Origin of the sequence: Streptococcus wuxiensis (assembly GCF_040888245.1) — a bacterium.
Lineage (GTDB): Bacteria > Bacillota > Bacilli > Lactobacillales > Streptococcaceae > Streptococcus > Streptococcus wuxiensis.
This window is the reverse complement of the sequence record NZ_JBFNFE010000003.1, coordinates 1-12235: the sequence shown is the minus strand read 5'-3', so window position 1 is coordinate 12235 and position 12235 is coordinate 1. Positions and strand designations below refer to the sequence as shown.

General features: G+C 39.9%; 14 protein-coding genes and 2 pseudogenes. 15 read left to right on the top strand and 1 reads right to left on the bottom strand.

Annotated features, from left to right (window positions below):
• Nucleotides 1–6: 6 nt before the first annotated feature.
• From AB2B47_RS04510 to AB2B47_RS04455, 12 genes and pseudogenes are all read left to right on the top strand, one after another.
• Nucleotides 7–1788: an ABC transporter ATP-binding protein gene (locus AB2B47_RS04510; RefSeq protein WP_320693725.1), complete on the top strand. Its 1782-nt coding sequence runs from the start codon at nucleotides 7–9 to the stop codon at nucleotides 1786–1788.
• A gap of 148 nt (nucleotides 1789–1936) precedes the next feature.
• Nucleotides 1937–2455 carry a Dps family protein gene (locus AB2B47_RS04505; RefSeq protein ID WP_320693724.1) on the top strand — a complete coding sequence of 173 codons (519 nt, stop codon included), beginning with the start codon at nucleotides 1937–1939 and terminating at the stop codon, nucleotides 2453–2455.
• Between the two features lie 127 nt (nucleotides 2456–2582).
• Nucleotides 2583–3089 (top strand): dihydrofolate reductase, encoded by a 507-nt coding sequence (locus AB2B47_RS04500; protein ID WP_320693723.1) that lies wholly within the window; start codon nucleotides 2583–2585, stop codon nucleotides 3087–3089.
• Nucleotides 3089–3259: a hypothetical protein gene (locus AB2B47_RS04495; RefSeq protein ID WP_060955427.1), complete on the top strand. Its 171-nt coding sequence runs from the start codon at nucleotides 3089–3091 to the stop codon at nucleotides 3257–3259. Before AB2B47_RS04500 ends, AB2B47_RS04495 begins: the two co-directional genes overlap by 1 nt.
• Nucleotides 3260–3290: 31 nt before the next feature.
• Nucleotides 3291–4523: an ATP-dependent Clp protease ATP-binding subunit ClpX gene (gene clpX / locus AB2B47_RS04490; RefSeq protein ID WP_006152251.1), complete on the top strand. Its 1233-nt coding sequence runs from the start codon at nucleotides 3291–3293 to the stop codon at nucleotides 4521–4523.
• Nucleotides 4524–4531: 8 nt separating this feature from the next.
• Nucleotides 4532–5119, top strand: a complete 588-nt coding sequence (gene yihA, locus AB2B47_RS04485; protein ID WP_006151693.1) for a ribosome biogenesis GTP-binding protein YihA/YsxC — start codon at nucleotides 4532–4534, stop codon at nucleotides 5117–5119.
• Between the two features lie 9 nt (nucleotides 5120–5128).
• On the top strand, nucleotides 5129–5509 hold the full coding sequence (locus tag AB2B47_RS04480) for a RidA family protein (RefSeq protein WP_001140424.1): 381 nt from the start codon (nucleotides 5129–5131) through the stop codon (nucleotides 5507–5509).
• A 51-nt stretch (nucleotides 5510–5560) separates the two neighbouring features.
• Nucleotides 5561–6451 carry an RNase adapter RapZ gene (gene rapZ, locus AB2B47_RS04475; RefSeq protein WP_006151650.1) on the top strand — a complete coding sequence of 297 codons (891 nt, stop codon included), beginning with the start codon at nucleotides 5561–5563 and terminating at the stop codon, nucleotides 6449–6451.
• A complete protein-coding gene (locus tag AB2B47_RS04470; protein ID WP_006151791.1) occupies nucleotides 6448–7425 on the top strand; it encodes a YvcK family protein in 978 nt (325 codons plus the stop codon). The genes rapZ and AB2B47_RS04470 overlap by 4 nt, the downstream gene beginning before the upstream one ends.
• Complete coding sequence (whiA, locus tag AB2B47_RS04465; RefSeq protein WP_195183770.1) at nucleotides 7422–8333, top strand: DNA-binding protein WhiA; 912 nt, start codon at nucleotides 7422–7424, stop codon at nucleotides 8331–8333. The genes AB2B47_RS04470 and whiA overlap by 4 nt, the downstream gene beginning before the upstream one ends.
• Nucleotides 8334–8349: 16 nt before the next feature.
• Nucleotides 8350–8580: a hypothetical protein gene (locus tag AB2B47_RS04460; RefSeq protein ID WP_368037989.1), complete on the top strand. Its 231-nt coding sequence runs from the start codon at nucleotides 8350–8352 to the stop codon at nucleotides 8578–8580.
• A gap of 137 nt (nucleotides 8581–8717) precedes the next feature.
• Nucleotides 8718–9009 (top strand): annotated as a pseudogene (locus AB2B47_RS04455) (stress-induced protein); the annotation flags it as partial.
• A gap of 39 nt (nucleotides 9010–9048) precedes the next feature.
• Here AB2B47_RS04455 and AB2B47_RS04450 read toward each other — a convergent pair.
• Entirely contained in the window at nucleotides 9049–10017 is a 969-nt protein-coding gene (locus tag AB2B47_RS04450) for an NAD(P)/FAD-dependent oxidoreductase (RefSeq protein WP_320693722.1), read from the bottom strand.
• A 132-nt stretch (nucleotides 10018–10149) separates the two neighbouring features.
• Between AB2B47_RS04450 and cdaA the strand changes: the two genes are divergently transcribed.
• The 3 genes and pseudogenes from cdaA to glmM form a co-directional block, all read left to right on the top strand.
• Nucleotides 10150–11007, top strand: a complete 858-nt coding sequence (gene cdaA / locus AB2B47_RS04445; RefSeq protein WP_320693721.1) for a diadenylate cyclase CdaA — start codon at nucleotides 10150–10152, stop codon at nucleotides 11005–11007.
• Complete coding sequence (locus AB2B47_RS04440) at nucleotides 10994–11773, top strand: CdaR family protein (protein ID WP_320693720.1); 780 nt, start codon at nucleotides 10994–10996, stop codon at nucleotides 11771–11773. Before cdaA ends, AB2B47_RS04440 begins: the two co-directional genes overlap by 14 nt.
• Nucleotides 11774–11805: 32 nt before the next feature.
• A pseudogene (gene glmM, locus AB2B47_RS04435) lies at nucleotides 11806–12235 on the top strand (phosphoglucosamine mutase); the annotation flags it as partial.

The window sequence follows — 12235 nt, the reverse complement described above, 5'->3', positions numbered from 1 at the left end:
TAAAAGATGAAACAACAATCTAGTCTAGCTCGTCTATGGAGCTATTTAAAAGCCTACCGTTTCTCTGTTTTCTTTGCAGTCTTCTTGAAAATAGTCAGCGTCATTATGAGTGTTATCGAGCCTTTCGTATTAGGGCTTGCCATCACAGAATTAACCAGCAATCTTCTTGCTATGGCAAATGGTGTTGCAGGAGCGGGTATCAATACCAGCTATATCGCAGTAATTCTAGTGATTTATCTCTTGCGTGGTCTTCTCTATGAGTTGGGTTCTTACTACTCGAACTACTTTATGACCAATGCTGTGCAGTCTATGGTACAGGATTTGCGAAATAAAATGAGTGAAAAAATCAATCGTATTCCTGTGTCTTACTTTGACAAGCACCAGTTTGGAGATTTGTTAGGCCGTTTTACCAGTGATGTAGAGACTGTTTCAAATGCCCTTCAACAATCTTTCTTACAGATTGTCAATGCAGTCTTTACCATTCTTTTTGTTATGGGAATGGTCCTCTATCTAAATCTTCAGTTGGCTATCATTGTTATCTTGTCGATTCCAGTGACTTATTTTGGAGCTAAAACGATTCTAAATCGTTCGCAGCCATACTTTAAGCAGCAGGCGGCTATATTGGGACGTATGAATGGATTTGTACAGGAAAACTTGACAGGTTTCAATGTTTTAAAACTTTTCGGACGTGAAGAAAACTCTCAAGAGAGATTTGAAAAGATTACGGATGAATTGCAACAAGTCGGATTTAAGGCGAGCTTTATTTCAGGATTGATGATGCCTGCCCTTCATATCGTGTCTGATTTAACCTACCTGATTGTTGCTGTCTTAGGTGGTTTGCAGGTTATTGCAGGACGCTTGACTATTGGTAACATGCAGGCCTTCGTTCAATATGTATGGCAAGTCAGCCAGCCGATCCAAAATATCACTCAGTTAGCTGGGCAAATGCAAAGTGCTAAGTCTTCGCTTGATCGTGTCTTTGAAGTTTTGGATGAACAGGAAGAAGTCCAAACTGCTGAAGTAAAAGACTTGGCACCATTGACAGGTCAAGTTAGCTTCAAAAATGTCGATTTCCAATATGTGGAAAACAAACCATTGATTCGCAATTTCAACCTAGATGTTGAACCTGGAGAGATGGTGGCAATCGTAGGACCAACTGGAGCAGGGAAAACAACCTTGATTAACCTTCTCATGCGTTTTTACGATGTGACAGCTGGCGCCATTTTAGTGGATGGCCAAGATATTCGTGACCTGTCTCGTCAGGACTATCGTCGACAGTTTGGGATGGTCCTACAGGATGCCTGGCTCTATGAAGGCAGTATCAAGGAAAATCTTCGCTTTGGAAATCTTGAGGCAACAGATGAAGAAATCGTTGAGGCAGCTAAGGCGGCCAATGTTGACCACTTTATCCGCACTCTTCCTGGTGGCTATAACATGGAGATGAATCAAGAATCTAGCAATATTTCTCTTGGTCAGAAACAGTTGTTAACTATCGCACGTGCTCTCTTAGCGGATCCAAAAATCTTAATTTTGGACGAAGCAACCTCATCAGTCGATACTCGTCTAGAGCTCTTGATTCAAAAGGCCATGAAACGTTTGATGAAGGGGAGAACAAGCTTTGTCATTGCCCATCGACTTTCGACTATTCAGGAAGCTGACAAAATTTTGGTGCTGAAAGATGGACAGATAATCGAACAGGGGAATCATGAAAGTCTTTTAGCTGCAAAAGGTTTCTATTATGATCTTTATCAAAGTCAATTTTCGAATAAAAACAGAGAAAATAGCTAGAATAAATAGCTATTCGTTTTCTTAAATTATCAGTCAATTAGAACTTTTTTAATATGAGTTAATTCCCTTGCTTTTGTCTACTGGGAGTAGTATACTAAAATAGTAATCAATAAAGATGGTTACAAAAAATAATTATGAGGTGAGAAAAATGGTAGAATTGAAAAAAGAAGCAGTAAAAGACGTAGCAACATTAACTAAACCAGCGGCAGAAGCGCTAATAAATACAAAGGAAGTTTTGAATCAAGCAGTAGCAGACTTGTATGTAGCACATATCGCTCTTCATCAAGTCCACTGGTACATGCGTGGTCGTGGTTTCCAAGTATGGCATCCTAAGATGGATGAATACATGGATAGCCTTGATGGTTACCTTGACGAAATCAGCGAACGTTTGATCACCCTTGGTGGCAAACCATACTCTACTCTGACAGAGTTCCTTCAACACAGTGAAATCGAAGAAGAAGAAGGAGAATTCCGCAACGTAGAAGAAAGTTTGGAACGTGTTCTTGAAATTTATCGTTACCTCATCACTCTTTTCCAAAAAGCTTTGGATGTAACAGATGAAGAAGGTGATGATGTAACCAATGATATCTTCGTTGGTGCTAAGGCAGACCTTGAAAAAACTGTCTGGATGCTTGCAGCAGAATTAGGACAAGCACCTGGTTTGTAAGATACTCTATTTTGTCAAAAATCCGTAGAAACTTTCTACGGATTTTTTCTATTTCGGAGGGCATTCCAAAACAGTCTTTTTTGAAGATTTTTGATAAAATAGAACTATCAATAAAAAGGATGAAAGCATGACAAAGAAAATCGTAGCCATCTGGGCACAAGATGAAAAGGGTGTAATCGGAAAAGAGGATCGCTTACCATGGCATTTGCCAGCAGAGTTAAAACATTTTAAAGAAACAACCTTGAATCATGCCATCTTGATGGGACGTGTCACCTTTGATGGAATGGGACGACGTTTGCTTCCAGGACGTGAGACTCTGATTATGACACGCAATCCTAAAGAGTCAATTGAGGGTGCTCTGGTTTTCCAAAATGTTGAGGATGTTTTAGACTGGTACCATAAACAAGATAAAAATCTCTATATCATTGGGGGCAAACAGATTTTCCAGCTTTTTGAACCATATCTCGATGAGATTATTGTGACACAAATCCATGCTCAAGTTGAAGGGGATACTTTTTTTCCAGCAGATTTTGATTTGACTGTTTTTGAGACTGTTGCAAGCAAATCTTATACCAAGGATGAGAAAAATGCCTATGATTTTACCATCGAATATAGAAAGAGAAAGGAAGTCTAATGGAGCGTAGTATTTTTGGATTTTTTACAGCTCTTTTGTGTGCTGTCTGTCTTGTGGCTGGATCACACGCTTTTCGTAAAAAGCGCTTTGGACTTGCTACTCTGCTTTGGCTTAATGCTTTTACAAACTTGGTGAATAGCATTCATGCTTTTTATATGACCTTATTTTAGATAGAATGAATAGTTAGAACGGAAGGGAATCATGTCTACAAATAGGAAAAATGATATGATGGTTTATTGCTCATTTTGTGGCAAAAGCCAAGAAGAAGTTAAAAAAATAATTGCTGGGAACAATGCCTTTATCTGTAATGAATGTGTGGAGTTGGCTCAGGAAATTATTCGTGAGGAGTTGGCTGAGGAAGTTTTGGCGGACTTGTCTGAGGTACCAAAACCAATCGAACTCCTAAATATTTTGAACCACTATGTGATTGGTCAAGATCGTGCCAAACGTGCTCTGGCAGTGGCTGTATATAACCACTACAAACGCATCAATTTCCATGACACTCGTGAAGAGACTGAAGATGTGGATTTGCAAAAGTCAAACATTCTAATGATTGGCCCAACTGGATCAGGGAAGACTTTCCTTGCTCAGACTCTGGCTAGAAGTTTGAATGTACCATTTGCCATTGCTGATGCAACAGCTCTTACTGAAGCTGGTTATGTGGGTGAGGACGTTGAAAATATCCTCCTCAAACTCTTGCAAGCAGCTGACTTTAACATTGAACGAGCAGAGCGTGGAATTATCTACGTCGATGAGATTGATAAGATTGCTAAGAAGAGCGAGAATGTTTCTATTACACGTGATGTTTCTGGTGAAGGTGTGCAACAAGCCCTCCTTAAGATTATCGAAGGTACAGTAGCAAGTGTTCCTCCACAAGGTGGACGCAAACATCCACAACAAGAAATGATTCAAGTAGACACCAAGAATATCCTCTTCATCGTGGGTGGTGCCTTTGATGGAATCGAAGAAATTGTCAAACAGCGTCTTGGTGAAAAAGTTATCGGTTTCGGACAAAATAGCAAGGCTATTGACGAAAACAGCTCATACATGCAAGAAATCATTGCAGAAGATATTCAGAAATTCGGTATTATTCCTGAATTAATTGGACGCTTGCCTGTCTTTGCAGCCTTGGAGCAGTTGACAGTAGATGACTTGGTTCGCATTTTGAAAGAGCCAAGAAATGCCTTGGTTAAACAATACCAGACCTTGCTTTCATATGACGATGTGGAGCTTGAATTTGACGATGAGGCTCTCCAAGAGATCGCTAACAAAGCTATTGAACGTAAGACTGGTGCGCGTGGTCTTCGCTCAATCATCGAAGAAACCATGCTAGATGTTATGTTTGAAGTTCCAAGTCAAGAAAATGTGAAAACTGTTCGTATCACAAAAGAAGCAGTTGATGGAACAGCTAAGCCAATTCTAGAGACAGCCTAGAGGTGACTATGGAAATCAATACACACAATGCTGAGATTTTACTGAGTGCTGCCAACAAGTCCCACTATCCGCAGGATAAACTTCCTGAAATTGCTCTTGCAGGACGCTCAAATGTTGGTAAATCGAGCTTTATCAATACCATGCTCAATCGAAAAAATCTAGCTCGTACCTCTGGAAAGCCAGGGAAAACACAACTACTTAATTTCTTTAATATTGATGATAAGATGCGTTTTGTAGATGTGCCTGGTTATGGTTATGCCCGTGTGTCCAAAAAGGAACGCGAAAAATGGGGACGCATGATTGAGGAGTACTTAACCACTCGAGAAAATCTTCGAGCAGTGGTTAGTCTCGTTGACCTCCGTCATGATCCGTCAGCAGATGATGTACAGATGTACGAATTTCTTAAATATTATGAGATTCCTGTCATCATTGTGGCGACCAAGGCAGACAAGATTCCGCGAGGTAAATGGAACAAGCACGAATCAGCCATTAAAAAGAAATTAAACTTTGATCCAAGTGATGACTTTATCCTCTTTTCATCCGTAACAAAAGAAGGAATGGACCAGGCTTGGGATGCTATTTTAGAAAAATTGTGAGGAATACATATGGCAAAAACAATTCATACAGATAAAGCTCCAAAGGCAATCGGACCTTACGTTCAAGGAAAAATCGTTGGGAACCTTTTGTTTGCTAGCGGTCAAGTTCCTTTATCTCCTGAAACTGGAGAAATCGTAGGAGAAACGATTCAAGAACAGACCGAACAAGTCTTGAAAAACATTGGCGCTATTTTGGCAGAAGCAGGTACAGATTTTGACCATGTTGTTAAAACAACTTGTTTCTTGAGTGATATGAACGACTTTGTACCTTTCAATGAGGTATACCAAACAGCCTTTAATAAGGAATTTCCAGCTCGTTCAGCTGTAGAAGTAGCTCGTCTTCCTCGCGATGTAAAAGTCGAAATTGAAGTCATCGCTGAGATTGGATAAGCGAGTTGAAGTTTGGTTCTTCCAAACTTCTTTTGATATAAGGAGACTATGATGACAATGAAACAACTTCACCTGGTGATTGTAACAGGGATGAGTGGTGCAGGGAAAACTGTAGCCATTCAATCCTTTGAAGATTTAGGATATTTTACCATTGATAATATGCCACCAGCTCTATTGCCAAAGTTTTTGCAGTTGGTAGAGACCAAGGATGACGACCATAAGTTAGCCCTAGTGGTGGATATGCGAAGCCGCTCTTTCTTCTCAGAGATTCAAGCTGTCTTGGATGAATTGGAAAATCAAGATGATTTGGATTTCAAGATTCTCTTTTTGGATGCTGCTGATAAGGAATTGGTAGCACGCTATAAGGAAACTAGAAGAAGTCACCCTCTTGCAGCAGATGGTCGTATTTTGGATGGGATCAAGCTGGAACGCGAACTCTTGGCTCCTTTGAAAAATATGAGTCAAAATGTGGTTGATACAACAGAGTTAACTCCTCGTGAACTTCGCAAGACTATTGCAGAGCAATTTTCGGACCAAGAACAAACTCAGTCCTTCCGTATTGAGGTCATGTCTTTTGGCTTTAAATACGGCATTCCAATTGATGCAGATTTGGTATTTGATGTTCGTTTCTTGCCAAACCCTTACTATCTGCCAGAACTTCGGAATCAGACAGGTGAAGATCAGGCAGTTTATGACTATGTCATGAACCATGAGGAATCTGAAGATTTCTACCGTCATTTGTTAGCCTTGGTTGAACCAATCCTACCAGGCTACAAAAAAGAAGGCAAATCAGTCTTAACTATTGCGATTGGTTGTACTGGTGGCCAACACCGAAGTGTTGCTTTTGCCAAGCGTTTAGCAACTGACCTATCAAAAAGTTGGCCTGTAAATGAAAGTCATCGTGATAAAGACCGAAGAAAGGAAACGGTAAACCGTTCATGAGAAAACCTAAAATTACGGTGATTGGTGGAGGAACCGGAATCCCTGTTATTTTAAATAGTCTACGGGAAAAAGACGTCGAAATTGCAGCCATAGTAACCGTTGCGGATGATGGTGGTTCTTCAGGCGAATTGCGTAAAAACATTCAACAGTTGACACCTCCAGGGGATTTACGTAATGTCCTTGTAGCCATGTCAGATATGCCAAAATTCTATGAAAAGGTCTTTCAATACCGTTTTTCAGAGGATGCAGGTGCTTTTGCTGGTCATCCATTAGGAAACATTATCATAGCTGGATTATCTGAAATGCAGGGCTCAACCTATAATGCCATGCAATTGCTGAGTAAATTTTTCCATACTACAGGGAAGATTTTCCCATCAAGTGACCATCCTTTGACACTCCATGCTGTCTTTAAAGATGGATCAGAAGTTGCTGGGGAAAGTCACATTGCAGATCATCCAGGTATGATTGACCATGTCTATGTGACAAACACTCTAGATGATGAAAAACCGCAGGCTAGCCGTCGTGTTGTCAATACCATTCTTGAGAGTGATATGATTGTTTTGGGACCGGGATCGCTCTTTACTTCGATTTTGCCTAATATTGTTATTGAAGAAATTGGTCAGGCTCTTCTGGAAACTAAGGCTGAAATTGCCTATGTCTGCAACATCATGACTCAACGTGGAGAGACAGAACATTTCTCAGATAGTGATCACGTAGAAGTCTTGCATCGTCATTTGGGCCGTCCATTTATCGATACTGTCCTTGTTAATATCGAAAAGGTTCCGAGGGACTATATGGATACCAACCGTTTTGATGAGTATTTGGTGCAGGTTGAGCATGATTTTGAAGGTTTGCGTAAGCAAGTCCCACGTGTCATTTCATCCAACTTTCTACGCTTGGAAAATGGGGGAGCCTTTCACGATGGTGATTTAATCGTAGATGAGCTCATGCGGATCATACAGGTGAGAAAATGAGTTTTACAGTAGCAGTAAAAGAAGAAATTTTAAGTCAGCATCACCTGAGTCGTCATGAATTGTCAGCTATTATCAAGATGTCGGGTAGTATTGGTTTATCGAGCTCTGGTTTGACCTTGTCCGTCATTACAGAAAATGCTAAGTTGGCCCGTCATCTCTATGAATCTTTCTTGCACTTTTATGGCATCAAGTCTGAGATTCGTCACCACCAGAGAAGTAATCTACGGAAAAATCGCGTCTATACTGTATTTACGGATGAGCGAGTCCAGGAACTTTTAGCAGATTTGCGTTTGGCCGATTCTTTCTTTGGTTTGGAGACTGGGATTGATCCAGAAATTTTAGGAGATGAGGAAGCAGGTCGTGCCTATCTCTGTGGAGCCTTCTTAGCGAATGGCAGCATTCGTGATCCCGAGTCAGGGAAATATCAGTTGGAAATTAGTTCGGTTTATCTAGACCACGCCCAAGGGATTGCTTCGCTCTTGCAGCAGTTCTTGCTAGATGCAAAGGTTATCGAACGAAAAAAGGGGGCAGTGACCTATCTTCAGCGAGCGGAAGATATTATGGATTTCCTGATTTTAGTGGGAGCCATGGAGGCGAGAGATACTTTTGAAGGCGTCAAGATTCTCCGAGAAACTCGGAATGATCTCAATCGTGCTAATAATGCAGAGACAGCTAATATCGCTCGTACGGTTTCTGCAAGCATGAAAACTATCAACAATATCAGTAAAATCATTGATACCATAGGTCTAGATAGCCTACCAGTAGATTTGCAGGAAGTAGCACATTTGCGTATCCAACATCCGGACTACTCTATCCAGCAATTGGCTGACAGTTTGACAAATCCACTCACAAAAAGTGGTGTCAATCATCGACTGAGAAAGATAAATAAAATTGCTGATGAACTATAGATAGGTACAATAGAAAATGACTAATCTTTATAATAAGTTGAATGAGCGTATATATGATAATTGCAAGATGTATTATGATAAGTACTTAGAGCAAGATGAGTTGACTAATGAACAATCTGGGATTATGGGTGGACTATATCAGTCATTAAACATCGTTGCAAACGAATATCTTATCAACAACGAAAAGGAAAACTCAAAATATAGAGATTTGCTTAACAAAATCGAAAAGTTATTAGGAATAATGTAAAACATCCCTTTTTTACTATATACAATGAAATCATAAGTATAAAATATTTGTGATTTTTTTGTTTGAAAGGGGGGTGAAAATTATCTAGAGATGGGACTAAAAATTTAAAACCAGTTACAGAACGAAGCAAAGATGAAATAAGAGCTATTAGCTCAAAAGGAGGAAAAGCGTCTGGCATAGCTAGAAGAAAAAAACTGATCTAAAAAAGCATTTGAAACCCTCTTATCTTTGGATGTGACGGATAGTAAAATCAAGAAACAACTTGAAGAAATAGGTATGGCTGGCAACAATGAGGCGTTACTAGCCTTTGCAATCTTTCAGCAAGCTGTAAAAGGCAATCAGAAAGTAACTGAGAACATAATCAAGCTGACCAATACTAAAGATAAATACGATATACAAGAGCAGAAAGATTGCATCAAAGCGCTCAAGAACTATAAAACCACAAATCCTAGGATTCGTGGTTTTTTCTTATAGACTTGTAGAGTGTTTTGGTTGTACTTTTTGTTCTGGGTCAATGTAGTTGATGGCATTGTTGACAGCAGTAGGTGCTTCGCCAAGACCTGTCGCAATCAGGTCAATCTTACCTTCGTAGTAGCAGCAGTCGCCGATAGCGTAAATTCCAGCCTGGCTTGATTCTTGCTTACTATTGACGATAATCTTATGACGATTCAGTTCTAATCCCCAATTTTTAAGATTACCAACTGATGATTTGAAGCCATAGTTGACAAAGAGGTGGTCCAGTTCAAGGCTTTCGGCTTCATCTGATTTAACTTTTGTGATTTCCAGTTTGTCCAGAGTTTGACCATCTCCAAGAAGTTGACTTGGCACAAATGGTGTTTTGATGCTAACAGATGATTCTTGAAGGGCTTGGACACTATGTTCAAGCGCACGGAAGTTATCTCGACGGTGAACAAGTGTAGTTGGAGCAATCTTTTCAAAAGCTAAGGCCCAGTCCACAGCAGAGTCTCCTCCACCCAGGATGGTTACTTTCTTGCCAGCATATTGTTGAATGTTAGAAACGTGGTAATGGATATTTTCATAACTATCAACACCATCCAATTCAAGTGGACGCGGTTTAAAGGCACCACCACCCATAGCGATAATGACAGCTTTACTACTATGAATACCTTTAGTAGTTGTTATCTTAAATACATCATTCTCTTTTTCAATGTCAAGAACAGTTTCATTGAGATGTGCTGGTGTATCAAAACCTTTTAGTTGTTCTAAGAGGCGATTAGTTAGTTCTTCGCCAGTGAGATTTGGGAAACCTGGGACATCAAGAATTTGTTTTTCAGGATAAAGAATGGCAGGTTGGCCACCTAATTGAGGAAGAGAGTCAATGATTTGTACTTTAGCTTGACGTAAATTTGCATAAAAGGCTGCGAAAAGACCAACTGGGCCACCTCCTATGATGGTAATATCATATAATTCAGACATGGTTTCTCCTTATTTCATGTTTATCATTTTATTCTATCATATTTTCTACTAATTTAAAATGAGGTAGGGGGGAGAAAATTTCCATTAAAAATGGTATAATGAAGAGAAGCATTTTTGGAGAGGGGACATAGGATGAATTTTCAGCAATTATCTAATCTTCAATACTGGTCTAGTTTATTTTCCAGTCCTTGGAGTATTGCGATAAATGTGATTGATATTCTAATCGTTGCTTATATTTTATATCAATTTACAAAATCAATTGCAGGAACCAAGATTATGATTTTGGTTCGAGGCGTTTTAGTTTTTATCTTAGCTCAGATTGCGGCTAATTTTTTGGGCTTGACGACTATTTCCTGGTTGATTAACCAATTGATTACCTATGGAGTTATCGCAGCGGTTGTTATCTTTTCTCCAGAAATTCGGACAGGTTTGGAACGATTAGGTCGAGCTACGGACTTCTTTTCAAATACTCCTATGAGTTCAGAAGAGCAGATGATACAGGCTTTTGTCAAATCGGTTGAGTATATGAGCCCGCGAAAGATTGGAGCTTTGGTAGCTGTTCAACGTGTGAGAACCTTGCAGGAGTACATTGTTACAGGAATTCCTTTGGATGCTAAGATTTCTGCTGAGTTATTAATTAACATCTTTATCCCTAATACGCCTCTCCATGACGGTGCAGTCATTATCAGTGGAGATCGGATTGCAGTAACTTCTGCCTATTTACCACTGACTAAAAACACAGGTATTTCCAAAGAGTTCGGAACTCGTCACCGTGCAGCCATAGGTTTATCAGAAGTTTCAGATGCCCTTACTTTTGTTGTATCTGAAGAAACTGGAGGTATATCCATCACCTACAATGGTGTCTTCAAACATGATCTAAGTTTGGAAGAATTCGAGGAAGAACTACGTCGTATTCTGATACCTAAGGATGAACAAGAACTAAGCTTAAAAGAACGTCTATTAGGAGGCTGGAATAATGAAAAGAAATAGTCTTTATATCATCTCCTCACTCCTCTTTGCATGTGTCCTGTTTATCTATGCAACATCAATCAATTATCAAAACAATACCAATGCAAGGCAAACTAAAACTGAAACCTATACCAATACAGTAGTCAATGTACCGATTGATATTCAGTATGATAGTGAGCAGTATTTTATCAGTGGTTTCAGTTCAGAAGTAACGGTATTTTTGACGGGTTCGAATCGAGTCACCTTGGCTAGTGAGATGCAGGAAAGCACTCGTAAATTTAAAGTGACTGCTGATTTGACCCAGGCTACAGAAGGAACGATTGAAGTTCCCTTGACCATTGAAAATCTTCCAAGTGGTTTGACAGCTGTAGCAACACCTCAAAAGATCACAGTCAAGGTTGGTAAGAAAGTTACTCGAGATAATGTACCTGTTGTACCTCAAATTGATTCTAGTCAAATTGATGAGAAGATTATAATCGAACGTGTGACTGTTTCTGATGAAAAAGTTTCAGTAACTAGTGATGCGGATACACTATCTAAGATTGATCGGATTGTTGCAGTTTTACCAACGAGTGAACAGATTACAGGGAACTATTCTGGATCAGTTCCTTTGCAAGCTGTTGATAAAAATGGGGCTGTCTTACCAACAGTGATTACACCTTTTGAAACTACTATGAAAGTAACGACCAAAGCTGTAAGAACAACAAGTAGCACAAGCACAACAAGTAACACTTCGTCTACTGAAAACTCTTCAACGACAGCAGCAGAGACGAAGTCAGAATCTTAAAATAAACATTAAACTAGAAAAGGAATCTTAAAATGGGTAAATATTTTGGAACGGACGGAGTCCGTGGAGAAGCAAACGTAGAATTAACGCCAGAATTGGCCTTTAAATTGGGTCGCTTTGGAGGATATGTCCTCAGTCAACATGCGACAGAAGCGCCTAAGGTTTTTGTTGGACGTGACACTCGTATCTCAGGTCAAATGCTAGAAGCAGCTTTGATTGCAGGCCTCCTTTCAGTCGGAATTCACGTTTATAAGCTTGGAGTTCTTGCAACACCAGCAGTAGCATATTTGGTGAAAACTGAAGGAGCGAGCGCAGGTGTCATGATTTCAGCTAGCCATAACCCAGCCCTTGATAACGGGATTAAATTCTTTGGTGGTGATGGCTTTAAGCTAGACGATGAAAAAGAAGCAGAAATCGAAGCCTTGCTTGACGCCAGTGAAGATACTCTCCCACGTCCAAGTG

Coding starts and splice junctions, on each gene's coding strand:
- AB2B47_RS04480 (WP_001140424.1), top strand. CDS start 5,129: ATGGCAAAAACAATTCATACAGATAAAGCTCCAAAGGCAATCGGACCT.
- AB2B47_RS04440 (WP_320693720.1), top strand. CDS start 10,994: ATGAAAAGAAATAGTCTTTATATCATCTCCTCACTCCTCTTTGCATGT.
- cdaA (WP_320693721.1), top strand. CDS start 10,150: ATGAATTTTCAGCAATTATCTAATCTTCAATACTGGTCTAGTTTATTT.
- clpX (WP_006152251.1), top strand. CDS start 3,291: ATGTCTACAAATAGGAAAAATGATATGATGGTTTATTGCTCATTTTGT.
- AB2B47_RS04470 (WP_006151791.1), top strand. CDS start 6,448: ATGAGAAAACCTAAAATTACGGTGATTGGTGGAGGAACCGGAATCCCT.
- AB2B47_RS04505 (WP_320693724.1), top strand. CDS start 1,937: ATGGTAGAATTGAAAAAAGAAGCAGTAAAAGACGTAGCAACATTAACT.
- AB2B47_RS04460 (WP_368037989.1), top strand. CDS start 8,350: ATGACTAATCTTTATAATAAGTTGAATGAGCGTATATATGATAATTGC.
- AB2B47_RS04500 (WP_320693723.1), top strand. CDS start 2,583: ATGACAAAGAAAATCGTAGCCATCTGGGCACAAGATGAAAAGGGTGTA.
- AB2B47_RS04450 (WP_320693722.1), bottom strand. CDS start 10,017: ATGTCTGAATTATATGATATTACCATCATAGGAGGTGGCCCAGTTGGT.
- yihA (WP_006151693.1), top strand. CDS start 4,532: ATGGAAATCAATACACACAATGCTGAGATTTTACTGAGTGCTGCCAAC.
- AB2B47_RS04495 (WP_060955427.1), top strand. CDS start 3,089: ATGGAGCGTAGTATTTTTGGATTTTTTACAGCTCTTTTGTGTGCTGTC.
- whiA (WP_195183770.1), top strand. CDS start 7,422: ATGAGTTTTACAGTAGCAGTAAAAGAAGAAATTTTAAGTCAGCATCAC.
- rapZ (WP_006151650.1), top strand. CDS start 5,561: ATGACAATGAAACAACTTCACCTGGTGATTGTAACAGGGATGAGTGGT.
- AB2B47_RS04510 (WP_320693725.1), top strand. CDS start 7: ATGAAACAACAATCTAGTCTAGCTCGTCTATGGAGCTATTTAAAAGCC.